Genomic DNA, 24,867 nt, shown 5'->3' with positions numbered 1-24,867 from the left:
CAACCTGACCCTGGCCGGCAGCAACGCCCTTTCGATCAACGCCGTGGTGAAGGCCGAGCTGTTCCCTACCGAAATCCGCGCACTGGGCGTTGGCCTGCCGTACGCGCTGACCGTGTCGATCTTCGGCGGTACTGCTGAATACGTGGCGCTGTGGTTCAAGAGCGTCGGCATGGAAAGTGGCTTCTACTGGTACGTCACCGCCTGTATCGCCTGCTCGCTGCTGGTGTACGTGACCATGAAGGACACCAAGACGCACTCGCGCATTACTACCGACTGATTTTCAGTCTTCAGGAAAAGGGGCGCTCCAGTTTACCGGGCGCCCCTTTTTTCATTGCCCTATAAATCTAATAAATCGATATTTATAGGCGATTATTTGCGCTTTTATATCAAATCAGTAGGCGTAGCATAGGACCCATAGCAAGTACGAACCCAAAACCTACTGGAGCAACGACCATGAAAAACCAACTGATCCTCACCCTGGCCCTCTCGGTATTCGCTGCTGGCGCCTTCGCCGAAGATGGCTTCAAACGCACCAATGCCCACGACTTCGCCACCGCCCAGAACCAAGTGGCGAGCTTCCTCAAAGATGGCTACGACAACACCAACGGTGCACGCCCCACTGAAAACGGCTCCGACAACACCAATGGCGCACGCTTCGCTGAAGATGGCTTCGACCGCACCAACGGCGCACGCTTCGCCGAAGACGGCTTCGACCGCACCAACGGCGCACGCTTCGCTGAAGACGGCTTCGACCGCACCAACGGCCACCGCATCAGCTGATACCCGATGTGCGTTACCAGCCCGGCTCCGGCCGGGCTTGATTGTTTCCAGCCAGGCAAAGCCTTGGCACACTAGACGCCTCGTCCATCCCAGAGGAAGGGCCACGGCCCTGCGCAGATGTACTACTACGAACCCGCCAAAGGCCACGGCCTGCCCCACGACCCGTTCAACGCCATCGTCGGCCCCCGGCCCATCGGCTGGATCTCCTCGCACGACACCGAAGGCCGCCTGAACCTCGCGCCCTATAGCTTCTTCAACGCCTTCAACTACATTCCGCCCATCGTCGGCTTCTGCAGCGTCGGGCGCAAAGACAGCCTGAACAACATCGAGCAGACCGGCGAGTTCGTCTGGAACCTGGCCACCCGCCCATTGGCCGAGCAGATGAACCAGAGCTGCGCGGCGGTGCCGGCAGAGGTCGACGAGTTCGTGTTGAGTGGCCTGACCCCAGCAGCTTCACGCGTGGTCGCAGTACCACGGGTGGCCGAGAGCCCAGTGAATTTCGAGTGCAAGGTGAGCCAGATCATCCAGCTCAAACGCGCAGACCAGGAACTGGTGCCCAGTTGGCTGATCTTGGGTGAGGTGGTAGCGGTGCACATTGCCGAGCACCTGCTCAAGGATGGGATCTACGATACCGCCGCCGGCGAGCCGATCCTGCGCGGTGGCGGCCCGGCCGACTACTTCGCGCTGGGCGAGCTGTTCAAGATGGCTCGCCCCAAGGCCTGATCACCAGACCAGCCCAGCGTCCTCGGCAACGCCCTGCAGACGCGCAAGTTCTGCACTGGCAGCCTCATCGGCCGCCAGTGCAGAACTGAACACCTGGCCGTCCAGCACCTTGTGGAACCGCGGCGCACCACCCATGCTCAAGGCCTTCACGGCGATGGCGGCGTGGTAGCCACCGCCTTGCACCGGCACCATGGCCGAAACGGCTTCGAAGCCTGGAAATTCCCTGCGTGCCATTGAAATGCACTCCCACTGTTGATCGAGGGCGCGAATTCTAGCGCAATCGGCATCAGTCGAACGTGTGCAAATGCATGCTCGACAGTACCCGCTCCTGCACCAGGTCGCTGAACACCGACAAGGTGGGCGAGGCGAAGTAGCCATTCATCGCCTGGGGGTCGGTCCAGCTGCCGCTGAGCAGCCACAGGTCGTCGTCGACCTGGGAGCGTTGCACGCTGAAGTTCAAGCAACCTGGGGTACGCAGCGAGGGTTCGAGCAGGTCGCGCAGGCGCATGCCAAGCTCAGCCGAACGGCCGGTGCTGGCACGGATGAAAGCCAGGTGAGTGACTGGTTGAGTCAGGGTCATGAACGATCTCCTTGAAGCGAACGGGACGCAAAAGCCAGGTTGCCAAGGTTAGGCCCTCGCCCGCATGGGCCGTTAGGCTATTACTGCCTGACGATTGCCTGATCCTGTCGAATTGCAGGATCAGGCAATCGCCTTGCAGCATTCGACTAGCGCCCATTCCTGGCCGAACCTATGCTGGCCCGGTCCATGGAGGAATCCGACATGACCGCCCCTTCGTCCACCTCAACGCCCCTCGAACCCAGCCTGGAAGCCCAGCGCCAGGAGCTCGCCGGGTTGATCCAACGCCATGCCGGCGAGCTTTACGGCCCCCCTTCGGCCGTCGAGCACCTGTACCTGTCCAGTTACCAGGAAAACATACGCTCGGTGCCAGGCCTGGTGATGCCGGCCCTGTGCCTATTGGCCCAGGGCAACAAGAGCCTGTTCCTGGGCGATGAGCAATACGCCTACGACCCGTTGCATTACATGGTGGTGTCGGTGACGATGCCGATCAGCGGGGTCAAGCTCGATGCCTCGCCGCAAAACCCCGCCCTGGGCCTGCGCCTGGACCTGGACGCCGCCGAGATCAGCCAGCTGATCGCCGAAAACGGGCCGATGCTGGTGCCCAACGTACCCTCGGGGCGCGGCCTGTATGTGGAAAGGCTCGACCCGCACTTGCTCGATGCTATCTTGCGCCTGGTCAGGTTGCTGGATACCCCGCGCGATATCCCGATGCTCGCGCCGCTGATCCGCCGGGAAATTCTCTATCGCCTGCTACGTGGGCCGCAGGGCTACCGCCTGTACGAAATCGCCCTGGCCAACAGCCAGACGCACCGTGTCAGCCAGGCCATCACCTGGCTGAACAACCATTTTCACTTACCGCTGCGCATCGACGACCTGGCGCGTGAGGTCAACCTCAGCACCTCGACCTTGCACCATCGGTTCAAGGCGGTGACCTCCATGAGCCCGTTGCAGTACCAGAAGCAACTGCGCTTGCAGGAAGCGCGGCGGCTGATGCTCAACGATGGGTTGGAAGCGGCGGTGGCGGGCTACAAGGTGGGCTATGAAAGCCCTTCGCAGTTCAGCCGCGAATACAGCCGGCTGTATGGCGCACCGCCGATTCGCGATGTGGCGCGGCTCAGGTCCAGCGCGGGCTGAAGCTTCAACCCGCCACAGCCGCCTGCCATTGCGCCTGGTCGACCTGAATCAAGGTCGGCCCCTGGCGCTCCACTGCCTTGGCCAGCGCGGCCTGCAACTGCGCCACGTCACCCACATGCTCCGCCGCTGCACCCAGGGCTTTGGCCACGCCGATGAAGTCCGGGGTGTGGATGTCCACGCCCACTGGCTCGATGGCGCGGTTGACCATGTACTTCTTGATTTCCTCGTAGCCCTGGTTGTTCCACAGCAGCACGATCATCGGCACCTGCGCTTCGACCGCACTGGCAAGCTCGGGCAGGGTGAACTGCAAACCGCCATCGCCGATCAGGCACACCGCCGGGGCGCGCTCGGCAATGGCTGCGGCACTGCCCAGCCATGCGCCCATGGCCGCCGGTAGCGCATAGCCGAGGGTGCCGTAGCCGGTCGAGGCATTGAACCAGCGGCGCGGGTGGTCCAGGTCGAGGGTGAGGTTGCCGGTGTAAACCGGCTGGGTCGAGTCGCCGACGATGATCGCCTCGGGCAGGGCTTGCAGCACGGCGGTCAGCAGGCGGGTCTGGCTGAGGGTCGGTTGATCCCAGTCGGCCGCCAGCGCCTGACGTAGATCGGCGACACGGCCAGCGCCCCAGCTGTCGTCGAGCGTCGGACGAGGTTGCTCGCGCAAGACGCCGAGCAATGCCTGCGCGGCCTGTTCGGCATCGGCCACCAGGGCCAGCTCGGGCAGGTAGTTGCGCACGGTCTGGTCCGGGTCGATGTCGATACGCAGCAGGCTGCCAGGGATTTCGAAGCCACCCTTGAAGGTCACGTCGTAGTCGGTTTCGGCAAGCTCGGTGCCGATCGCCAGCACCACGTCGGCCTCGGCCACCAGCGCACGGGTGGCCGGCAACGATTGGGTAGAGCCGATCTGCAACGGATGCGCAGCCGGTAGCAGGCCCTTGGCGTTGATGGTCAACGCCACCGGCGCCTGCAAATGCTCGGCAAGCCCCGCCAGGGCCTCGCCCGCCGCCAGGGCACCGCCACCGACCAGGATCAACGGGCGGCGGGCCTTGGCCAGGCGCTCGGCCATCTGCGCCACGGCCGGCGCTGCGGGGCCTGCACGGTAGGTACGCACCGGGCGCGCAGGCAGCAGGTGGTCAGCAGGCTCGACCAGTACGTCCAGCGGAATCTCGATATGCACCGGGCGTGGCCGGGCGCCGTCGAACACGGCGAAGGCACGGGCCAGCACCTGCGGCAGGTCGTCGGCGCTCATCAGGGTGTGCGAGAACGCCGCCACCCCGGCCACCAGCGCCGATTGATTGGGCAGCTCATGCAACTTGCCACGTCCACCGCCCAGGGCATTGCGCGACTGGACGCTGGAAATCACCAGCATCGGGATGGAGTCGGCGTAGGCCTGGCCCATGGCGGTGGTGATATTGGTCATGCCGGGGCCGGTGATGATGAAGCACACCCCAGGCTTGCCACGGGTACGCGCATAGCCATCGGCCATGAAGCCGGCGCCTTGCTCGTGGCGCGGCGTGACATGGCGGATCGACGACCCGGCCAGGCCACGATAGAGCTCCACCGTATGCACGCCGGGAATGCCGAAGACATGGTCCACGCCATAGCCTTCAAGGAGTTTGACCAATACTTCGCCGCAGGTTGCCATCGTCTTCACCCTGGATCTTGTTGAAATCACTGCCCAATGGAACCAAGGCGCGGCTACCGCCACAAGGCAAAAAAACACATACTAGCCATGTTCTCAGCTCATGGCTTGCGACGATGAAACGACTGCCTCCCCTGCCCGCCCTGCATACCTTCCTGGTGACCGCACAACACTGCAACTTCACCCGCGCCGCACAGCAGTTGCACATCACCCAAGGCGCCGTCAGCCGGCAGATCGCCGGGCTCGAGGAGCACTTGGGCTACGCCTTGTTCCAGCGCCAGGCCCGCGGCCTGAGCCTGACCCGCGAGGGCCAGGACTGGCTGCCACGCGTGCAGCAGGTGTTCGGGTTGATCGAGCAGGGCGTGCGCGAAGTCGGCGGTCGCAGTGCCACCTTGCAACTGAAGGCGCCCACGTGCGTGATGCGCTGGCTGCTGCCGCGCCTGATGCAATGGCAAGCCCTGCGCCCGGACGTGCCGGTGGAACTGACCACCACCGTGCAGCATGGGGTGGATTTCCGCCACGAAGGCTTCGATGCCGCCGTGGTCTACGGCAGCCCACCCAGCCCGGGCCTGCTGGTACGCAAACTGTTCGACGAGCAACTCACACCTGTCTGCGCGCCCTCGCTGCTCGAGGCGAGCCTGCCTCTACACAGCCTGGAAGACCTGGCGCGGCACATGCTGCTGCACCCTTCGCGGGACGAACACGACTGGCAGCTGTGGTTGCAGGCGGCTGGCGCCAGCTTCGAGCCCCACGGCCCGAAGCAGCATTTCGAAACCCTGGACATGGCCATGGCCATGGCGTCGCAAGGCACAGGCGTGGCGATCGGCGATTGGGCGTTGATTGGCGATGACCTGCGCAGTGGCCGCCTGTGCATGCCATTCGATTTGAAGGTGCTGACCGGCAAGGGGTATTACCTGGTCAGCCCTTCGAAAGCCTTGCCACCTGGGCTGGAAGCCTTGATGGCATGGCTCGAGACTCAGGCCGCTCAGTAGCCGACGGTAAAGCGCTGGCGCGAATGCGCAGGCTGCTCCAGCTCATCGAGCATGGCGATGGCGAAGTCGGCGAAGCTGATCGAGCTATTGCCATCCTCGGCGATCAACAGGTGGTCCTTGCCCAGACGGTACTGCCCGGTGCGCTCACCCTCGAAGAACTCGGCCGATGGCGACAGGAAGCTCCAGTCCAGGCCGGTTTCCTGGCGCAAGGCCTCGAGAAAGCGCACGCCACCGTTGGCCTCGGCCTTGTACTCCTCAGGGAAATCGGGGCTGTCGATCACCCGCTGCCCGGATGGCAATAGCAGGCTGCCCGCGCCACCGACCACCAGCAGGCGTCCAACCCCGGCATGCTTGGCCGGCGCGATGATCGCCTCTGGCTCGAGGGTGGCGAACTGCGCCGCGCTCAGCACCGCATCCACACTGCTCAGCGCCGCTTGCAGGGCGGCGCCATCGTTGACGTCCAGCGCCTTCACGGTGACGCCCGCGCGCCCTTGCAAGGCCGACGGGTTGCGGGCAATGGCCAGCACTTCATGACCACGGCGCAGGGCTTCTTCCAGCAGTTGGCTGCCCGCACGACCAGTGGCGCCGATGATTGCGATTTTGCTCATGGGAAACGCTCCATCAAGAAAGTTGAAGAGCTACAGCTTAGTTGCCCGATTTGCTCCAAAAAATGCCATTCTTGGTCATAGTTTATTTCTGAAAACGGGCAAATCATGGACCGTCTCAACGCCATGCGCGTATTCGTCAGCGTCGTCGACCTGGGCAGCCAGTCTGCGGCGGCGGACCACCTGGAGCTTTCACGCCCCGTGGTCTCGCGCTACCTCGCCGAGCTCGAGGACTGGGTCGGCGCCCGCCTGATGCAGCGCACCACGCGCAAGCTGAGCCTGACCGCCGCCGGCCAGCAAACCCTGCCGCGCTGCCGCCAGATGCTGGAGATGGCTGACGACCTGCAAGCCGCCGTGCACCCGCCCGACGACACGCCACGCGGAGACTTGCGCATCAGCGTCTCGCCCTCGTTCGCCCAGGCGCAGTTGGTAAGTGCAATAGCGGCCTACGTCGAGCGCTACCCTGGCGTGAAGGTCGACCTGCAAGTGCTCGATCGCACGGTCAACCTGGTGGACGAGCGCATCGACCTGGCGATTCGCACCAGCAACGACCTGGACCCGAACCTGATCGCCCGGCGCCTGGGCGTGTGCCATTCGGTGATCTGTGCCGCGCCAAGCTACCTGGAAAAGCATGGGGTGCCGCAACAGGTCGAGGACCTGAGCCAGCACAACTGCCTGACCCACACTTACTTCGGCCACAGCCTCTGGCATTTCGACGTGGCGGGGCGCAGCGTGGCGGTACCGGTGCAGGGCAACATCAGCGCCAACGAAGCCATGACATTGCAAAAGGCGGCGATGGCGGGCGCGGGTATCGCCATGCTGCCCACCTACTCTGCCGCGCCAGCGCTGCAAGGCGGGGAACTGCTGCGCGTCTTGCCCCAGGCCAGGCCTCGGGAGCTGGGCCTGTATGCCGTCTACACCTCGCGCAAGCATATGCCGGCGACGCTGCGCAGCATGCTGGACTTCCTGGCGCAGCAATTCAGCGAAAAACCGGAGTGGGATCGCGGCTTGATATAGAAATGTTCTAAATCAAACGCGATGAAAGGGTCGCCGAAGCCAACGCAGCGCATGAACCTGACCTATGCTCGAAGACATAACCTGTTGCATAGCAGGAGATAAGCACCATGGGCATCAAGACCCGTCGTTGCGCTGTTGTAGTGGCTCTGGTCGCTGTGGCCGGGCTTTTCGGTTCTGCCTGCTGGCGCGTTGAATCCATACGCAACCAGCCCACTGCCTCGTCGACCTGCGTACACGATCACTGCGTGCCGCATGCGGCGACCTTGAGCGCCCTCAGGTGAGCTGACGGCGCCCTGCCGGTCACTCCTCGACGCTCATGTATTCCTTGGCCCAACGGATGTAGTCCTCGGGCTGGGTGTAGGTGTGCGAAAGCTCGGTAGCACTGAGGTTCTCGGACTTGTTCTGCTGCCCGCGTTGCAGGCGCAGGCAGTCGTAGGTGGCCTTGATCGCGGCAAAGTAGGCGGCGTGGCCGTCGACTACGATACGCACGCCCAGGCGCGCCAGGCGCTCGTCGTCGCGCAGGTTCGGGTTGCCATAGGTAACCAGCATCAGCGGCACGCTCAGGTGCTCGGCGATCTGCTCCAACTGCTCGAAATCCTTCACCCCCACCATGCAGATACCGTCGGCACCGGCCTTCTGGTAGCTCTGGGTGCGCACGATGATTTCCTCGGTGGTCAGTACCCCGGCGTTGGTCCGGGCGATGATCGACAGCGCCGAGTCGACCCGGGCTTCCAAGGCTGCGCGAATCTTGCCGACCCCTTCCTCGACCGAGATCAGGTCAGTGGACTTGCGGCCGAACTGCGCTGGCAGCAGGGTGTCCTCGATGGTCAGCGCCGCCACACCGGCGCGCTCCAGTTCGATCACCGTGCGCATCACGTTGAGGGCATTGCCATAGCCGTGGTCGGCGTCGGCGAGCACCGGCAACTGGGCGACGCGGCCGATACGGGTGGCCTGCTCGACGAACTCGCTCAGGGTGATCAGGGCAAAGTCTGGTGCGGCGAGCACCTGCAAGGACGCCACCGAACCGCCAAGAATACCGACTTCAAAACCAAGGTCGGCGGCGATACGGGCCGACATGGGGTCGAAGACCGAGGCGGTGTGATAGCAGGAACCCGACGCGAGCAACTCGCGGAAGGCAAAACGCAGGTCGTTGTGGGAAGCCTTTGGCATGATCACTCCGCTAGAACATGAAAATTGAACTGTCTGACTACCGACCCCTGGTTCGGGTCTACCTGATCTGTTTCCAACCGTCGCCATCAGGGCGGTCATGCTCGACATGCAGGCAGAGGAATAGAAGGTGTGAAAAGCAGCGCCACGGGCGTCCACGCGAAACATCGCACCAAAGCGGTGCAATACGCGGGTTTTGGCGGCTGTGAGGGATTCACGATATCACGCAGCCATCGACCAGCGGATGAAAGCAGGTATGCCGATCGTGCATAGGGGATGCAGATTTTACATAGGAAGCTACCTAACTCAGGTTACACTTTCCTGACCCGCATCGGCAACAGCACTCGCCGCCGCCCTGACCACAAGGTGCCCTCACCCCGTGACCGCCGCCCTACCCCCTGCCGTATTGCGCAGCGTGCTCAGCGCGTTGATGCTGGCAATTCTGCTCGGCGCCCTGGACCAGACCATCGTCGCCGTCTCCCTCCCGGCCATTTCCGCACAGTTCGACGATGTCGGCCTGCTGGCCTGGGTGATTTCCGGCTACATGGTGGCCATGACCGTCGCCGTGCCGATCTACGGCAAGCTGGGTGATCTCTATGGCCGACGCCGTATGATCCTCACCGGCACGGCTATCTTCACCCTGGCCTCGGTGCTCTGCGCCCTGGCCCAGAACATGGAGCAACTGGTGCTGGCGCGGGTGCTGCAAGGCATCGGCGCCGGGGGCATGGTGTCGGTCAGCCAGGCGATCATTGGCGACTTCATCCCGCCTCGGGAACGGGGCCGCTACCAGGGCTATTTCAGCAGCATGTATGCCGTGGCCAGCGTCGCCGGGCCAGTGCTCGGTGGCTTGCTGACCGAATACCTGTCGTGGCGCTGGGTGTTCTGGATCAACCTGCCCCTGGGCGTGTTCGCCTGGTGGGTAATCCGCCGCGCGTTGAGCGGCATGCCGGTGGTACACCGCCCGGCACGGGTCGACTACCTCGGCGCCGTGCTGATGATCCTGGGCCTTGGCAGCCTGCTGCTGGGCATCACCCTGGTCGGCCAGGGCCACGCCTGGCTGGCGCCTCCGGTGCTGTCGCTGTTCGCCTGCGCGCTGCTTGGCCTGGCACTGTTCGTCGCCCATGAGCGCCGCTGCGAAGAACCCTTGCTGCCACTGAAGCTGTTCGGCAACCGGGTCGCGGTACTGTGCTGGGGGGTGATCTTCTTCGCCAGTTTCCAGTCCATCTCGCTGACCATGCTCATGCCCCTGCGTTACCAGAGCCTGACTGGCGCGGGTGCCGACAGCGCCGCCCTGCACCTGCTGCCGCTGGCCATGGGGCTGCCCCTGGGCGCCTTCAGCGCCGGCCGGCTGACCACCTTCACCGGGCGCTACAAACCGCAGATTCTCGCAGGCGCCGTGCTGATGCCGCTGGCCATCATCGGCATGGCCCTGACCCCGCCCCAGTCGGCCGGGCTGAGCATACTGTTCATGTTGTTGACCGGCATCGCCTGCGGGATGCAGTTCCCCACCTCGCTGGTGGGCACCCAGAGCGCGGTCGAGCTGCGCGATATCGGCGTGGCCACCAGCACCACCAACCTGTTCCGCTCCCTGGGCGGGGCGATGGGGGTGGCCTGCATGTCCAGCCTGCTGCTGGCGCTGCTGCATTTCGGTGGCTTGGAGGCGCTGGGCAACCCGCTGCTGGGTAGCCTGAAAGCGGGCGAAGCCGACCCGGTCAGCCAGGCGCACCTGGCGCAAACGTTCCGCGACCTGTTGCTGGCCAGCGCTGGGGTAGCAGTGCTGGGGCTGCTCGCGGCGCTGGCCTTGCCGGACCGGCAATTGCGTGGCCATTGAAACGCGAAAGGGCCGCATCAGCGGCCCCCTCGTCAGTTGAATGGAAGTGAGAAACAGTTCCTCACAATCCTTCACAAAGTGTCATTTGCGCAAGCTTGGGCTCAAGCGCAGCATATCCAACCCAGTATCGACCCATTTTTCGGCATCACCCAGCAGGTCGAAGCTGTCCGGCAACAACAACCAACGCCCGATCAGGCCATCGACATAGGCGAACAGCGCGATGGCCGCTTGCTCGATCTCCAGGTCCGAAGGCAACTGGCCCCGGCGCACGGCATTGGTCAAGGCCCGGACGATACCCTCATGGCATTCGACAATCGCGCTCTGGCGCTGCTGGCGGATATCACACATGTCATCGGTGAACTCGCACTTGTGATGCAGGATTTCATTGATACGCCGGGTCCTGGCGTCGAGCACCAGCTCGCTGAACACTTGCAACAACAGCTTGCGCATGCAGCCGAGCGGGTCGAGTTCGTCCTCGCTTTCGCTGGCCCGCGCCAAATGGTCATGGGTCTCGTGCAGTCTGTCGAGCAGCGCCTGCACCAGGTCCGCCTTGTTACTGAAGTGCCAATAGATAGCACCGCGGGTCACACCCGCCAGCTCGGCGATATCCGCCAACGTGGTTCGCGCAACCCCGCGCTTGTAAAAAGCCTTTTCCGCCACTTCGATAATTTGCGCGCGGGTTTCCAGGGCTTCCTCTTTGGTACGACGGACCATGGCAGCTCAACCTCATCTGGGCCCGGCGCTTGGGCGCTCGGGAATCCGGCCGGGGACGCCTCTACAGGGCGTCTCCCGGGTGCGTTAATGGTGCGTTAATCAAGGGCCGTGGTAGTAACGGGCTACTACCACGGCCTATTTACAAACAGCCGTGAATGTAAGTATATTCCTTAGCATCCTACTTATCCACCCGATACCGATTTTTCTGACCACACTCTTCCACTATTCTTGAGCTCCCCTGCTCCAGCGACCCGAGGATCCTCATGCAATTCAAGCCAGCCGTTACCGCCCTGGTTTCCGCCGTCGCCCTGGCAACCCTGCTCAGTGGCTGCAAGAAAGAAGAAGCAGCGCCAGCAGCGCAGGCTCCTCAGGTAGGCGTCGTAACCATCCAGCCACAAGCCTTCACCCTGACCTCGGAACTGCCGGGACGCACCACCGCCTTCCGGGTCGCTGAAGTCCGCCCACAGGTCAATGGCATCATCCTCAAGCGCCTGTTCAAGGAAGGCAGCGACGTCAAGGAAGGGCAGCAGCTCTACCAGATCGACCCAGCGGTGTACGAGGCCACCCTGGCCAACGCCCAGGCCAACCTGCAGGCTACCCGCTCGCTGGCCGACCGCTACAAGCAGCTGATCGACGAGCAGGCGGTGTCCAGGCAGGAATACGACGACGCCAATGCCCGCCGCCTGCAGGCCGAAGCCTCGCTCAAGAGCGCCCAGATCGACCTGCGCTACACCAAGGTACTGGCGCCGATCAGTGGCCGCGTCGGCCGTTCCTCGGTCACCGAAGGTGCCCTGGTGAGCAACGGCCAGGCCAATGCCATGGCGACCATCCAGCAGCTCGACCCGATCTACGTCGACGTCACCCAATCTACCGCCGAGCTGCTCAAGCTGCGCCGCGACCTGGAAAGCGGCAACCTGCAAAAGGCCGGCGACAACGCCGCCAAGGTGCAGCTGGTGCTCGAGGACGGCAGCCTGTTCAAGCAGGACGGTCGCCTGGAGTTCTCCGAAGTCGCGGTCGACGAAACCACCGGCTCCGTGACCCTGCGCGCGATCTTCCCCAACCCCGACCACACCCTGCTGCCCGGCATGTTCGTGCATGCGCGCCTGCAGGCCGGGGTCAACGCCAACGCCATCCTCGCCCCCCAGCAAGGCGTGACGCGCGACCTCAAGGGTTCGCCAACCGCGCTGGTGGTGAACCAGGAAAACAAGGTCGAGCTGCGCCAGCTCAAGGCCACCCGCACCCTGGGTAGCGAGTGGTTGATCGAGGACGGCCTCAAGCCAGGCGACCGGGTGATCACCGAAGGGTTGCAGTTCGTGCGCCCCGGCGTGGAAGTCAAGGTCGGCGAAGCCACCAACGTCAAGAAGCCGGCCAGCCCAGCCCAGGCCGGTGCAGCGAAAGCAGACGCCAAAGCGGAGTAAACCATGTCGAAGTTCTTTATCGATCGCCCGATCTTCGCCTGGGTGATCGCCTTGGTGATCATGCTGGTTGGCGCCCTGTCGATCCTGAAGCTGCCGATCAACCAGTACCCCAGCATCGCGCCACCGGCCATCGCCATCGCCGTGACCTACCCGGGCGCCTCGGCGCAGACCGTGCAGGACACCGTGGTGCAGGTGATCGAGCAGCAGCTCAACGGTATCGACAAGCTGCGCTATGTGTCGTCGGAAAGTAACTCCGACGGCAGCATGACCATCACCGCTACCTTCGAGCAGGGCACCAACCCTGACACCGCGCAGGTGCAGGTGCAGAACAAACTGAACCTGGCCACCCCACTGTTGCCGCAGGAAGTGCAGCAACAGGGTATTCGCGTGACCAAGTCGGTGCGTAACTTCCTGATGGTGATCGGCCTGGTGTCCGAGGACGGCAGCCTGAACCGCGACGACCTGGCCAACTACATCGTCTCGAACATGCAGGACCCGATCTCGCGGACCGCAGGCGTAGGTGACTTCCAGGTATTCGGTGCCCAGTACGCCATGCGTATCTGGCTCGATCCGGCCAAGCTGAACAAGTTCCAGCTGACCCCGGTGGACGTGCGCGACGCGGTCTCGGCGCAGAACATCCAGGTGTCCTCCGGCCAGCTCGGCGGCCTGCCGGCAATGCCGGGCAACCAGCTCAACGCCACCATCATCGGCAAGGTACGCCTGCAAACCGCCGAGCAGTTCGAGAAGATCCTGCTCAAGGTCAACGCCGACGGCTCCCAGGTACGCCTGGGCGATGTCGCTCGGGTCGCCCTGGGCGGCGAGAACTATGCCGTCAGCGCGCAGTTCAACGGCAAGCCGGCCTCGGGCCTGGCGATCCGCTTGGCCACCGGGGCCAACGCCCTGGACACCGCCAAGGCCATCCGCAACACCATCAGCGAGCTGGAGCCATTCTTCCCGCCAGGCGTGAAGGTGGTGTTCCCGTATGACACCACGCCGGTGGTCACCGAATCGATCAGCGGGGTAATCAACACCCTGATCGAGGCCGTGGTGCTGGTGTTCCTGGTGATGTACCTGTTCCTGCAGAACTTCCGCGCCACGGTCATCACCACGATGACCGTGCCGGTGGTACTGCTGGGCACCTTCGGCATCCTCGCCGCCGCCGGTTTCAGCATCAACACCCTGACCATGTTCGCCATGGTCCTGGCCATCGGCTTGCTGGTGGACGACGCCATCGTCGTGGTGGAGAACGTCGAGCGGGTGATGTCCGAGGAAGGGCTACCGCCCAAGGAGGCGACCAAGCGCTCGATGGAGCAGATCCAGGGGGCCCTGGTGGGTATCGCCCTGGTGCTTTCGGCGGTACTGCTGCCGATGGCCTTCTTCGGCGGCTCCACGGGTGTGATCTACCGACAGTTCTCCATCACCATCGTCTCGGCCATGGGCCTGTCGGTGCTGGTGGCACTGATCTTCACCCCGGCCCTGTGCGCCACCATGCTCAAGCCGCTGAAGAAAGGCGAGCACCATGTGGCCAAGCGCGGCTTCTTCGGCTGGTTCAACCGCAACTTCGACCGCAGCGTGCAAGGTTATGAGCGCAGCGTCGGCGCCATCCTGCGCAACAAGGTACCGTTCCTGTTGGCTTATGCGCTGATCGTGGTGGGCATGATCTGGCTGTTCATGCGCATTCCCACCGCGTTCCTCCCCGAGGAAGACCAAGGCGTGCTGTTCGCCCAGGTGCAGACCCCGGCCGGTTCCAGTGCCGAGCGCACCCAGGTGGTGGTCGACCAGATGCGTGAGTACCTGCTCAAGGAAGAAGCCGATACCGTGTCCTCGGTGTTCACCGTGAACGGCTTCAACTTCGCAGGCCGCGGCCAGAGCTCGGGCCTGGCGTTCATCATGCTCAAGCCGTGGGGCGAGCGTTCGGCGGAAAACAGCGTGTTCGCCCTCGCCCAGCGCGCCCAGCAGCACTTCTTCGGCTTCCGTGACGCCATGGTGTTCGCCTTCGCGCCACCGGCGGTACTGGAACTGGGTAACGCCACCGGCTTCGACGTGTTCCTCCAGGACCGCGGCGGTGTAGGCCATGCCAAGCTGATGGAAGCGCGCAACCAGTTCCTGGCCAAGGCGTCGCAAAGCAAGATCCTCACGGCGGTGCGCCCCAACGGCCTGAACGACGAACCGCAATACCAGCTGACCATCGACGACGAGCGCGCCAGTGCCCTGGGCGTGACCATCGCCAACATCAACGCCACCCTGTCGATCGCCCTTGGCGGCAACTACGTCAACGACTTCATCGACCGTGGCCGGGTGAAGAAGGTGTACATCCAGGGCGAGTCGAGCGCTCGCATGAGCCCGGAAGACCTGCAGAAGTGGTACGTACGCAACAACGCGGGCGAAATGGTGCCGTTCTCTTCCTTCGCCAAAGGCGAATGGACCTACGGCTCACCCAAGCTGTCGCGTTACAACGGCGTGGAAGCGGTGGAAGTGCTCGGTACTCCGGCACCGGGCTACAGTACCGGTGAGGCCATGGCCGAGGTCGAGCGCATTGCCGGCGAGCTACCCGCTGGCATCGGCTACTCGTGGACCGGCATGTCCTACGAGGAAAAACTCTCCGGTTCGCAGATGCCGGCGCTGTTCGCGCTCTCGATCCTGTTCGTGTTCCTCTGCCTGGCAGCGTTGTATGAAAGCTGGTCGATCCCGATCGCGGTGGTGCTGGTAGTACCACTGGGTATCATCGGTGCGCTGCTCGCCACCAGCCTGCGCGGACTGTCCAACGACGTGTACTTCCTCGTTGGCCTGTTGACCACCATCGGCCTGGCGGCGAAGAACGCCATCCTGATCGTGGAATTCGCCAAGGAACTGCACGAGCAGGGCCGAAGCCTGTTCGATGCGACCATCGAGGCGTGCCGCATGCGTCTGCGTCCGATCATCATGACCTCGCTGGCGTTCATCCTCGGCGTGGTACCGTTGACCATCGCCAGCGGCGCCGGTGCGGGCAGCCAGCACGCCATTGGTACCGGGGTAATCGGCGGTATGATCAGCGCCACCGTGCTGGCCATCTTCTGGGTACCACTGTTCTTCGTCCTAGTGTCGTCCGTGTTCGGCAGCAAGAAGCCGAAAGAAGACGCCACCCCTGAAACTCCACGTTATGAGGCTGGGCAATGACCAAGTCTTTGCTGTCCCTTGCAGTAACCGCATTCATTCTCGGCGGTTGCTCGCTGATCCCCGACTACCAGGCACCGGAAGCGCCGGTGGCCGCGCAGTGGCCGCAAGGCCCTGCGTACTCGCCAACCGAGTCGGCCGACGTGGCCGCTGCCGAGCAGGGCTGGCGCCAGTTCTTCCAGGACCCGGCGCTGCAACAACTGGTGCAGACCGCGCTGGTGAACAACCGCGACCTGCGGGTCGCGGCGCTGAACATCGACGCCTACCGCGCGCAGTACCGCATCCAGCGTGCCGACCTGTTCCCGGCCGTTTCGGCCACCGGCAGCGGCAGCCGCCAGCGGGTGCCGGGCGACCTGTCGCAGACCGGCCAGTCCAGCATCACCAGCCAGTATTCGGCAACCCTGGGCGTCAGCGCCTATGAGCTGGACCTGTTCGGCCGCGTACGCAGCCTGACCCAGCAAGCCCTGGAAACCTACCTGTCCAGCGAACAGGCGCGCCGCTCCACGCAGATCGCCCTGGTGGCCAGCGTGGCCAACGCCTACTACACCTGGCAGGCCGACCAGGCGCTGCTGAAGCTGACCGAGGAAACCCTCAAGACCTACGAGGAAAGCTACAACCTCACCCGCCGCAGCAACGAAGTGGGCGTGGCCTCGGCACTGGACCTGAGCCAAGCGCGCACCGCCGTCGAAGGCGCGCGGGTACGCTTATCGCAGTACCAGCGCCAAGTGGCCCAGGACCTCAACAGCCTGACCGTACTGCTGGGCACCGGCGTGCCGGCCAACCTGCCGGCACCGCTCAAGCTCGACGCCGAGCAGTTGGCCGAAGTGCCCGCGGGCCTGCCGTCCGACCTGCTGCAACGCCGCCCGGACATCCAGGAGGCCGAGCACCTGCTCAAGGCCGCCAACGCCAACATCGGTGCGGCCCGCGCAGCGTTCTTCCCAAGCATCAGCCTGACCGCCAATGCCGGCACCTTGAGCTCGGACATGGACGGGCTGTTCAAGGGTGGCTCGGGCACCTGGCTGTTCCAGCCGCAGATCAACCTGCCGATCTTCAACGCCGGCAGCCTGAAGGCGAGCCTGGAGTACTCGAAGATCCAGAAGGACATCAACGTCGCCCGCTACGAAAAGACCATCCAGACCGCCTTCCAGGAAGTCTCCGATGGCCTGGCCGCGCGCAAGACCTTCGAAGAGCAGTTGCAGGCCCAGCGCGACCTGGTGGCCGCCAACCAGGACTACTACCGCCTGGCCGAGCGCCGCTACCGCATCGGTATCGACAGCAACCTGACCTTCCTCGATGCCCAGCGCAACCTGTTCAGTGCCCAGCAATCGCTGATCATCGACCGCCTTTCGCAGCTGACCAGCGAGGTCAACCTGTACAAGGCGCTCGGCGGTGGCTGGTACGAGCAAACCCAGCAGCAACAGGCTGCGGTGGCCACGCCGAAAGGTTGAAGGTTCGCCGATACGCATCAAGCCCACCCTCGCGGTGGGCTTTTTGTTTTTCCGCTGTCACCCCGGCTGCACGGCCATCTGCCGCAGGCGCTCGGCGTCGAGGATCTGCACCTCGCCATAGGCCAGGCGCACCACACCGGCCTGCTCCAGGTGCTTGAGGATCTGGTTGATGGTCTGGCGCGACAGCGACAGCATCAGCGCCAGTTGTTCCTGGGAAAGCTGCAAGCGCCACTGCGGCTCGTCGCGCTCGCCATAGCCCTCGGCGATCTGCAACAGGCGGTGCGCCAGGCGCGGTGCCGCCGCCAGCAGGTGCTGCTGCTCCAGGGCGATGAACACCCAGCGCAGCTTGTGGCTCATCAGCAAGGCCAGGTCACGCCAGTGCACGGGGTGGCGTGCCAGCCAGTCGAGCAACGCCGCCTGGGGAATCCACAGCAGCTGCGTGGCGCCCTCGGCGAAGGCATCGTGGGTTCGCGGCTGGCCATCGAACAGGCTGATTTCGCCGAACCAGTAAGGCGACTCGACCAAGGTCAGCAGCGCCTCCTTGCCGTCGCTGCTCACCGCCCCCACTCGCATCGCCCCGCTCAAAACCGCGTACAGCCCGCAAGGTGGGTCGCCGCGCTGGAACAAGCACTGCCCAGCCGCCAAGGTGCGCGGCTTGGCCAGCGCCAGCAGGCTATCCTGAACGGTAACGGGCAACTGCTTGAACCACTGGCCATGCAGCAACTGGGCACGCGGGTTGTCCATGACACCTCACTGGGCGGACTCTGTCGGCCAGGCGACAGACGATGACGGATGGACCGGGGCAAGCTGCGCTAAACCCCGGATGGAGGAACAACAATGAAAAACCTCGTCGATCACCTGAGTCAATACGCGGCCTACCACCGCGACCCTCGCAACATCGCCACGCACTTCGTCGGCATCCCGCTGATCGTGCTGGCGGTGGCTATTCTGCTATCGCGCCCCGGTTGGGAGATGGCGGGCATCTGGCTGTCGCCGGCGCTGCTGCTGGCGGCCTGGTCGGCGTGGTTCTACCTGCGCCTGGACCTGCGCTTGGGCCTGGTGATGGGTGCGCTGCTGGGCCTGTGCCTGTGGGCCGGGCAAGCGCTGGCGGTGCAGTCCACCGGGCTGTGGCTGAGCGTCGGACTCGGGGCTTTCGTGGTGGGCTGGATCATCCAGTTCATCGGGCATCACTACGAAGGGCGCAAACCCGCGTTCGTCGATGACCTGAGCGGGTTGATCGTCGGCCCCCTGTTCGTGGTGGCGGAACTGGCATTCATGGCCGGGCTGTGCGGTGAGCTGAAAAAAGCCATCGAGGCCAATGCCGGGCCGGTGGCGGTGCGGCACAAGAACGCCGCGGCCTGATCACCAGGCCTGACCCCTTCGCGGCAAGACCGCGAAGGGGTTGAAGCCTTCAGCAGGCCAACAGGAAGTCGAGCACGCGACGACTGAACGGCTCGCCAATCTCGACGTTGGACAAGTGCGCCGCAGCAAACTCGACGTACTGCGCCCCTGCGATGCCGTTCTGCATGAAGCGCCCATGCTCCGGGGTGGTCACCGCATCCTCGGTGCCCGCGACGATCAGCGTCGGCAGCTGGATGCTTGCCAGTTGTTCACGATAATCGGCATCGCGCACAGCCGCGCAGCACGCGGCGTAGCCCTCGGGCGAGGTCTGCGCCAGCATCTCGGTAATGCGCTGGGCCTGGGCTGGCTCGGCCTGTGCGAAAGCAGGCGTGAACCAGCGCGCGATGGAGGCATCACGCAGTCCTACCATGGCCTCGCGACCGCCCTTGAGCACGGTGTCGATACGCGTGTTCCACACCTCGTCGCTGCCAATCTTCGCACCGGTGTTGCACAGGGTCAGGCTGAGCAGCCGGGCGCCGGCATTGATGCCCAGCCACTGGCCGATCAGGCCCCCCATGGACAAGCCGACAAAGTGCGCCTGCTGGATATCCAGCGCATCGAGCAGCGCCAGCACATCACGCCCCAATTGCTCGATGCAATAGCTGCCCGGGGTGACCAACGAGGCGCCATGACCGCGAGTGTCGTAACGCAGCACTCGGAAATGCTCGCGCCACAACGGCACCTGGGTGTCCCACATGTGCAGGTCGGTGCCCAGCGAGTTGGACAACACCAGCACCGGGGCATTGGCCGGGCCGTCGAGTTGGTAGTGCAGTACGCCATCGGCCAATTGCAGTTGCGCCACAGCGGTCTCCTTCAGGCAATGAAACGTTGATATTCAGCCACGGCGCACGCCGGGCCAAGGTTAAGCCGCGTCAATCATCATGGTGCAGGTACTCAGCCTGCTTGGGCAGGCGCAGGCTGAACAGGAAGGCCACGGCCATCATGGCGGTGACGTACCAGTAGAAGGTGTTTTCCATGCCCATGGTCTTCAAGCCCAGCGCCACGTATTCAGCCGAGCCGCCGAACACTGCGTTGGCAATCGCATACGCCAGGCCCACACCCAACGCTCGCACGTGCGGCGGGAACATCTCGGCCTTCACCAGGCCGCTGATCGAGGTGTAGAAGCTGACGATGCACAGCGCCAGGCTCACCAGCACGAATGCCATGAACGGGCTGCTGACGGTCTTCAGGGCCATCAGCAACGGCACGGTGAACAGCGTGCCCAGGGCGCCGAACAGCAGCATCGAGGTACGTCGACCGATACGGTCGGAGAGCATGCCGAACAGCGGCTGCATGCACATGTACAGGAACAAGGCGCCGGTCATCACGAAGCTGGCGCTCTTGGCGCTCATGCCCGCCGTGTTGACCAAGTACTTCTGCATGTAGGTGGTGAAGGTGTAGAAGATCAGCGAGCCGCCGGCGGTGTAGCCGAGCACGGTAATGAACGCCGCGCCGTGGTTGCGCAGCAGGCCGCCGATGGAGCCGGCGTCTTTGTCCTGGCGGGTTTCGGCGCTGCTGGTTTCCTTCAGCGAGCGGCGCAGCATCAGCGAGATCAGCGCAGCGACCGCGCCGACCACGAACGGAATGCGCCAGCCCCAGTCACGCAGCTCCTGCTCGGTCAGCAGTTGTTGCAGGATCACCACCACCAGCACCGCCAGCAACTGGCCGCCGATCAGGGTGACGTACTGGAACGAGGCGAAGAAGCCACGCTGCCCGCGCAGCGCCACTTCGCTCATGTAGGTGGCGGTGGTGCCGTACTCGCCGCCTACCGACAAGCCTTGCACCAGCCGCGCGAACAGCAGCAGCGCCGGGGCCCAGGTGCCGATGCTGGCGTAGGTGGGCAGGCAGGCGATGAGCAGGGAGCCGGCGCACATCATCAGCACCGAGATCATCAGGGAGTTCTTGCGGCCGTGGCGGTCGGCCAGGCGACCGAAGATCCAGCCGCCAATGGGGCGCATGAGGAAGCCTGCGGCGAACACACCGGCAGTGTTGAGCAACTGCACGGTGGGGTCGTCGGAGGGGAAGAACGCGGGGGCGAAGTAGATGGCGCAAAACGCGTAGACGTAGAAGTCGAACCATTCCACCAGGTTGCCTGAAGAGGCACCGACGATGGCGAAGATGCGTTTGCTGCGTTCTTCGCCGGTGTAATAGGTTGAAGTCATGGGTTGTTCACTCCTGAGGGTTACTGGTCAATCTAGACACAATTAGTAACACTCTCGTTCCACAGTCACAACGTGCTGGCCTTTTCGCGGGTAAACCCGCTCCCACAGGTACAGCGCCGCTCTTCAGAATACTGGAGAACTTGTGGGAGCGGGTTTACCCGCGAAAAGGCCGAACCTGCTTACAGCCAATCAAACCCGCTCGATCGCCAACGCCAAGCCCTGCCCTACCCCTACGCACATGGTCGCCAACCCTCTGCGCCCGCCGCTCTTCTCCAACTGATGCAAAGCGGTCAACACCAAACGCGCCCCACTCATGCCCAGCGGGTGCCCCAAGGCAATGGCGCCGCCATTGGGGTTCACCTGCGGCGCATCGTCGGCCACGCCCAGCCCACGCAGCACGGCCAGGCCTTGGCTGGCGAAGGCTTCATTGAGCTCGATGACATCGAAGTCGGCCACGGCAATACCCAGTCGCTCGGTGAGCTTCTGCACCGCCGGCACCGGGCCGATACCCATCACCCGCGGCGCCACACCGGCGCTGGCCATGCCCAGCACCCGGGCACGTGGGGTCAGCCCATGTTTCTTCACCGCCTCGGCCGATGCCAGGATCAGCGCCGCCGCCCCGTCGTTGACGCCCGAGGCGTTGCCGGCGGTGACGGTCTTGTCGGCTCCGTTGACCGGCTTGAGCTTGGCCAGCGCTTCCAAGGTGGTGTCCGGGCGCAAGTGCTCGTCCTGCTCCACTACCGTCTCGCCCTTCTTGTGGGCGATCCGCACCGGCACGATCTCTTCGGCGAAGAAGCCCGCAGCCTGGGCGGCGGCAGCGCGTTGCTGGCTGCGCAAGGCGAAGGCATCCTGGTCGGCCCGCGACACCTGGTGGTCATCGGCCACGTTGTCGGCGGTCTCGGGCATGGCATCGACGCCGTACTGGGCCTTCATCAACGGGTTGACGAAGCGCCAGCCGATGGTCGTGTCTTCCAGCTTCATGTTGCGCGAATAGCCGCTCTCGGCCTTGCCCATGACGAACGGCGCACGCGACATCGACTCGACGCCCCCGGCGATGGCCAGCTCCATCTCGCCACTGGCGATGGCGCGGAAGGCCGTGCCGATGGCGTCCATGCCCGAGGCGCACAGGCGGTTGAGGGTCACGCCCGGCACGTTCTCAGGCAGCCCGGCCAGCAGCAGGGCCATGCGTGCGACGTTGCGGTTGTCTTCGCCGGCCTGGTTGGCGCAGCCGAGGAATACCTCATCGAGCTGCTCCCACTTTGCTTGCGGGTTGCGATCGATCAGCGCCTTGAGCGGGATCGCCGCCAGGTCGTCGGCACGCACGCTGGCCAGGCCGCCGCCGAAGCGGCCGATGGGGGTACGAATGGCATCGCAGATGAAGACGTCGCGCATCAGGCTTCTCCGACAGTCTGGCCGTGGGCGGCCGCAGTACGCGCCTCGAGGTCGCGCAATGCAGTCAGTTCGGTGTCGTTCGGTGCTGCGGTGGTCTGCACGCTGTCGGCGAAGCGGATCGGCCAACCGGTGGCGGCGGTGATCTGCTCGCGGGTTACCCCCGGGTGAATCGAGGTAACCACGAACTCATGGGTGCCGGCCTCCGGCTCCATGATGCACAGGTCGGTAATGATGCCCACCGGCCCTTCGCCTGGCAGGCCCAGGCGCTTGCGCGAGTCGCCGCCTTCGCCGTGGCCGACCGAAGTGATGAAGTCCAGCTTGTCGACGAAAGCACGCGGCGACTGCTTGAGGATGATCAGCACCTGCTTGGCGGAACCGGCGATTTCCGGCGCGCCGCCCGCACCTGGCAGGCGGGTCTTCGGTGCGTGGTAGTCACCGACCACGGTGGTGTTGATATTGCCGAAGCGGTCGACTTGGGCGGCGCCGAGGAAGCCCACGTCGATACGCCCACCTTGCAGCCAGTAGCGGAAGATCTCACCCGTCGGCACCACGGTGTCGGCGGTTTCGGCCAGCTCGCCATCGCCGATCGACAGCGGCAGCACGCTGGGCTTGGCGCCAATCGGGCCGGACTCGTAGATCAGCACCACGTCCGGCGAGGAGGTCAGACGTGCCAGGTTGGCGGCTTTCGAAGGCAGGCCGATACCGACGAAGCACACCGCGCCGTTGCGCAGGCGCCGGGCAGCGGCGACGGTCATCATTTCAGAGGTGGAGTAGCTCATTGTGCGGCCTCCAGCTTGGCCTTGTATTCGATGAAATCGGCAGTGCCGCGGATGTAGGTGTCGATCCAGGCGCTGAACGACTCACGGTCGCGGGCGATGGGGTCCCAGGCTTGATAGAAGCGGTTGTCGCGTTCGTAGTAGCCGTGGGCGTAGGAAGGGTGGGCGCCGCCAGGCACCAGGCACACCGCGCTCAGCGCCCAGGTCGGCAGCACGCAGGCGTTCATCGGCGCTTGCAGGTCGTCGACGATTTCCTCGACGGTAACGATGCAGCGCTTGGCCGCCAGGGCTGCTTCCTTCTGCACCCCAAGGATGCCCCACAGCAGCACGTTGCCCTTGCGGTCGGCCTTCTGCGCGTGGATCACGGTGACGTCCGGGCGCACCGAAGGCACAGCGGCCAGCACTTCGCCGGTGAACGGGCAGGTGACGCTCTTGATCAATGGGTTGACCTTGGGCAGGTCGGAACCTGCGTAGGCACGCAGCACCGCGAAAGGTAGGCCCGAGGCACCGGCGACGTAGGAGTTGGCCAGGTCTGCATGGCTGTGCTCCTCGATTTCGATCGGGTGCGGCCACTGCTTCTCCACCGCATCGCGCAGGCGGTGCAGCGAACCGACGCCGGGGTTGCCGCCCCAGGAGAAGATCAGCTTGCGCGCGCAGCCGGCGCCGATCAGCTGGTCGTAGATCAGGTCCGGGGTCATGCGCACCAGGGTCAGGTCACGCTTGCCCTGGCGGATGATCTCGTGGCCAGCGGCGGTCGGGATCAGGTGAGTGAAACCTTCGAGGGCAACGCTGTCGCCATCGTGGACGAACTGCTTCACGGCGTCGTGAAGCGAGAGGATTGCTGCCATTTGGAGACTCCTGGTCAGGCTGAGTCGGTCAGGTGCAGGCGGGCTGCGATGGACTCAGGTTAAGCAGGAGGCTGGAGGCGTACAATCCGATAACCGACCTTTTGTGCGATTATCGAACCGTTTGTTGCAGGGCTATCCATTGCCCTCGTGTGGCCTGTACCGGCCCGGAATCAACCGAACAACTGATGGCACAGGTCGCGGCTGGCCGCCAGCAGGATGGGCAGGAAACGCTGCTCCAGTTCGCTGCGCGTCACCCTTCCGACGTGGGTACTGACGTTGAGTGCTGCCAATACCTGCCCCGAGGCGTCGTAGATTGGCACGGCAATCGAACGCAGGCCCTGTTCGAGCTCCTGGTCGACCACGCACCAGCCCTGGGCGCGTACCTGCTGGATACAGGCGAACAGCGACTCGGGGTCATGCAGGGTGCGACTGGTGCGGGCCTTGAGGTCGGCGCGCTCGAAATACTCGCGCAGGCTGGCGTCGTCCAGGGCAGCCAACAGAATTCGCCCCATCGACGTGCAGTAGGCGGGCAGGCGCCCGCCCACCGACAGGTCCACCGAGATCAGCCGCTCCACGGTGGCCGAACGGGCTATATAGAGAATGTCGTCACCTTCGAGGGTGGCCATGTTGGCTGCCTCGTGCAACTGGTCGCTGATGCGATCTAGGTACGGTTGTGCGGAAACCGCCAAAGGTGTCGAGGACAGGTAGGCATGGCCCAGGGTCAGCACCTTGGGCAACAGCGAGTAGGTGCGCCCGTCACTGGTGGCATAGCCTAGTTTTATCAGGGTATGCAGGCAGCGCCGAACGGCAGCCCGGGGAATTTCGGTGCGGTGGCTGATTTGCGCGATGGTCAGGTGGCGTTTGCGCTCCTGGAACGCTTGAATCACCGCCAACCCGCGCGCCAGCGAGGTCATGAAGTCCGGGTCGCCAGTAAATGCCTGGATACGCTTGGCCGGTGAGGCAACGATCGGCGGAGCCAGTGGCGGCATGCCGCCACGTGCCGGATCGTTGCTGGCGGATGCCTTGGTTTCTTCGCTCATCGGACAACCTCAAAAAATCGGCGATTCGTGCGATTATCGAACAAACG

Annotated in this window: 23 protein-coding genes and 1 pseudogene; 11 read left to right on the top strand and 13 right to left on the bottom strand. The window is 64.2% G+C overall.

Translation table 11 applies throughout. The features are described from left to right. The 3 genes and pseudogenes from ACQKPE_RS15315 to ACQKPE_RS15305 form a co-directional block, all read left to right on the top strand. Positions 1–277 (top strand): annotated as a pseudogene (locus tag ACQKPE_RS15315) (MFS transporter); the annotation flags it as partial. A gap of 176 nt (positions 278–453) precedes the next feature. Beyond that, on the top strand, positions 454–780 hold the full coding sequence (locus tag ACQKPE_RS15310) for a hypothetical protein (protein ID WP_427667093.1): 327 nt from the start codon (positions 454–456) through the stop codon (positions 778–780). Between the two features lie 117 nt (positions 781–897). After that, the gene (locus ACQKPE_RS15305; protein WP_427667092.1) at positions 898–1,503 is read left to right on the top strand and encodes a flavin reductase family protein; all 606 of its coding nucleotides are present in this window, start codon (positions 898–900) and stop codon (positions 1,501–1,503) included. Here the strand turns inward: ACQKPE_RS15305 and ACQKPE_RS15300 are convergent, their stop codons facing one another. Further along, the gene (locus ACQKPE_RS15300; RefSeq protein WP_427667091.1) at positions 1,504–1,737 is read right to left on the bottom strand and encodes a hypothetical protein; all 234 of its coding nucleotides are present in this window, start codon (positions 1,735–1,737) and stop codon (positions 1,504–1,506) included. A 52-nt stretch (positions 1,738–1,789) separates the two neighbouring features. Beyond that, on the bottom strand, positions 1,790–2,083 hold the full coding sequence (locus tag ACQKPE_RS15295; protein WP_427667089.1) for a putative quinol monooxygenase: 294 nt from the start codon (positions 2,081–2,083) through the stop codon (positions 1,790–1,792). A gap of 201 nt (positions 2,084–2,284) precedes the next feature. On the opposite strand from ACQKPE_RS15295, the gene ACQKPE_RS15290 reads away from it, so the two are divergent. Further along, entirely contained in the window at positions 2,285–3,217 is a 933-nt protein-coding gene (locus tag ACQKPE_RS15290; protein WP_427667087.1) for an AraC family transcriptional regulator N-terminal domain-containing protein, read from the top strand. Between the two features lie 4 nt (positions 3,218–3,221). Here the strand turns inward: ACQKPE_RS15290 and ACQKPE_RS15285 are convergent, their stop codons facing one another. After that, positions 3,222–4,859 (bottom strand): 5-guanidino-2-oxopentanoate decarboxylase, encoded by a 1,638-nt coding sequence (locus ACQKPE_RS15285; protein ID WP_427667086.1) that lies wholly within the window; start codon positions 4,857–4,859, stop codon positions 3,222–3,224. 113 nt (positions 4,860–4,972) lie between these two features. On the opposite strand from ACQKPE_RS15285, the gene ACQKPE_RS15280 reads away from it, so the two are divergent. Beyond that, positions 4,973–5,848, top strand: coding sequence for a LysR substrate-binding domain-containing protein (locus ACQKPE_RS15280; RefSeq protein ID WP_427667084.1), 876 nt, complete (start codon positions 4,973–4,975; stop codon positions 5,846–5,848). On the opposite strand, the gene ACQKPE_RS15275 is transcribed toward ACQKPE_RS15280, so the two are convergent. Beyond that, complete coding sequence (locus ACQKPE_RS15275) at positions 5,842–6,456, bottom strand: NAD(P)-dependent oxidoreductase (protein WP_427667083.1); 615 nt, start codon at positions 6,454–6,456, stop codon at positions 5,842–5,844. The genes ACQKPE_RS15280 and ACQKPE_RS15275 overlap by 7 nt on opposite strands. A 105-nt stretch (positions 6,457–6,561) precedes the next feature. On the opposite strand from ACQKPE_RS15275, the gene ACQKPE_RS15270 reads away from it, so the two are divergent. Beyond that, complete coding sequence (locus ACQKPE_RS15270; RefSeq protein ID WP_427667081.1) at positions 6,562–7,470, top strand: LysR family transcriptional regulator; 909 nt, start codon at positions 6,562–6,564, stop codon at positions 7,468–7,470. Positions 7,471–7,770: 300 nt separating this feature from the next. Here ACQKPE_RS15270 and ACQKPE_RS15265 read toward each other — a convergent pair whose 3' ends face one another. Beyond that, positions 7,771–8,640, bottom strand: a complete 870-nt coding sequence (locus ACQKPE_RS15265; RefSeq protein ID WP_427667080.1) for an isocitrate lyase/PEP mutase family protein — start codon at positions 8,638–8,640, stop codon at positions 7,771–7,773. A gap of 376 nt (positions 8,641–9,016) precedes the next feature. On the opposite strand from ACQKPE_RS15265, the gene ACQKPE_RS15260 reads away from it, so the two are divergent. Beyond that, positions 9,017–10,468 carry an MDR family MFS transporter gene (locus tag ACQKPE_RS15260; protein ID WP_427667079.1) on the top strand — a complete coding sequence of 484 codons (1,452 nt, stop codon included), beginning with the start codon at positions 9,017–9,019 and terminating at the stop codon, positions 10,466–10,468. An 81-nt stretch (positions 10,469–10,549) separates the two neighbouring features. Here ACQKPE_RS15260 and ACQKPE_RS15255 read toward each other — a convergent pair whose 3' ends face one another. Continuing rightward, the gene (locus ACQKPE_RS15255; protein WP_427667077.1) at positions 10,550–11,182 is read right to left on the bottom strand and encodes a TetR family transcriptional regulator; all 633 of its coding nucleotides are present in this window, start codon (positions 11,180–11,182) and stop codon (positions 10,550–10,552) included. A gap of 263 nt (positions 11,183–11,445) precedes the next feature. Here ACQKPE_RS15255 and ACQKPE_RS15250 point away from each other — a divergent pair, with 263 nt between their 5' ends. From ACQKPE_RS15250 to ACQKPE_RS15240, 3 genes are read left to right on the top strand one after another with little or no spacing between them, the layout of a single operon-like run. After that, positions 11,446–12,600, top strand: a complete 1,155-nt coding sequence (locus tag ACQKPE_RS15250) for an efflux RND transporter periplasmic adaptor subunit (protein ID WP_427667075.1) — start codon at positions 11,446–11,448, stop codon at positions 12,598–12,600. Between the two features lie 3 nt (positions 12,601–12,603). Further along, entirely contained in the window at positions 12,604–15,756 is a 3,153-nt protein-coding gene (ttgB, locus tag ACQKPE_RS15245) for a multidrug efflux RND transporter permease subunit TtgB (RefSeq protein ID WP_427667074.1), read from the top strand. Continuing rightward, entirely contained in the window at positions 15,753–17,201 is a 1,449-nt protein-coding gene (locus ACQKPE_RS15240) for an AdeC/AdeK/OprM family multidrug efflux complex outer membrane factor (protein WP_427667073.1), read from the top strand. Before ttgB ends, ACQKPE_RS15240 begins: the two co-directional genes overlap by 4 nt. Positions 17,202–17,258: 57 nt before the next feature. Here ACQKPE_RS15240 and ACQKPE_RS15235 read toward each other — a convergent pair whose 3' ends face one another. Continuing rightward, positions 17,259–17,945, bottom strand: coding sequence for a Crp/Fnr family transcriptional regulator (locus ACQKPE_RS15235; protein WP_427667071.1), 687 nt, complete (start codon positions 17,943–17,945; stop codon positions 17,259–17,261). Between the two features lie 93 nt (positions 17,946–18,038). Here ACQKPE_RS15235 and ACQKPE_RS15230 point away from each other — a divergent pair, with 93 nt between their 5' ends. Beyond that, positions 18,039–18,563 carry a DUF962 domain-containing protein gene (locus ACQKPE_RS15230; protein ID WP_427667070.1) on the top strand — a complete coding sequence of 175 codons (525 nt, stop codon included), beginning with the start codon at positions 18,039–18,041 and terminating at the stop codon, positions 18,561–18,563. A gap of 49 nt (positions 18,564–18,612) precedes the next feature. On the opposite strand, the gene pcaD is transcribed toward ACQKPE_RS15230, so the two are convergent. From pcaD to pcaR, 6 genes are all read right to left on the bottom strand, one after another. Continuing rightward, positions 18,613–19,404 (bottom strand): 3-oxoadipate enol-lactonase, encoded by a 792-nt coding sequence (pcaD, locus tag ACQKPE_RS15225; protein WP_427667069.1) that lies wholly within the window; start codon positions 19,402–19,404, stop codon positions 18,613–18,615. Between the two features lie 70 nt (positions 19,405–19,474). After that, positions 19,475–20,764, bottom strand: coding sequence for an MFS family transporter (locus tag ACQKPE_RS15220; protein WP_427667068.1), 1,290 nt, complete (start codon positions 20,762–20,764; stop codon positions 19,475–19,477). A 189-nt stretch (positions 20,765–20,953) separates the two neighbouring features. Next, positions 20,954–22,159, bottom strand: a complete 1,206-nt coding sequence (gene pcaF / locus ACQKPE_RS15215; RefSeq protein WP_427667097.1) for a 3-oxoadipyl-CoA thiolase — start codon at positions 22,157–22,159, stop codon at positions 20,954–20,956. Next, a complete protein-coding gene (locus tag ACQKPE_RS15210; RefSeq protein WP_427667067.1) occupies positions 22,156–22,935 on the bottom strand; it encodes a CoA-transferase subunit beta in 780 nt (259 codons plus the stop codon). Before ACQKPE_RS15210 ends, pcaF begins: the two co-directional genes overlap by 4 nt. After that, positions 22,932–23,780: a CoA transferase subunit A gene (locus tag ACQKPE_RS15205; protein WP_427667065.1), complete on the bottom strand. Its 849-nt coding sequence runs from the start codon at positions 23,778–23,780 to the stop codon at positions 22,932–22,934. Before ACQKPE_RS15205 ends, ACQKPE_RS15210 begins: the two co-directional genes overlap by 4 nt. 170 nt (positions 23,781–23,950) lie before the next feature. Further along, a complete protein-coding gene (gene pcaR / locus ACQKPE_RS15200) occupies positions 23,951–24,820 on the bottom strand; it encodes a pca regulon transcriptional regulator PcaR (RefSeq protein WP_427667064.1) in 870 nt (289 codons plus the stop codon). Between the last annotated feature and the right edge of the window lie 47 nt (positions 24,821–24,867).

The sequence above is a fragment of the Pseudomonas sp. NPDC089554 genome (assembly GCF_050280645.1).
Lineage (GTDB): Bacteria > Pseudomonadota > Gammaproteobacteria > Pseudomonadales > Pseudomonadaceae > Aquipseudomonas.
The sequence above is the reverse complement of the archived record's forward strand: the minus strand, read 5'-3'. Positions and strand labels throughout refer to the sequence as shown.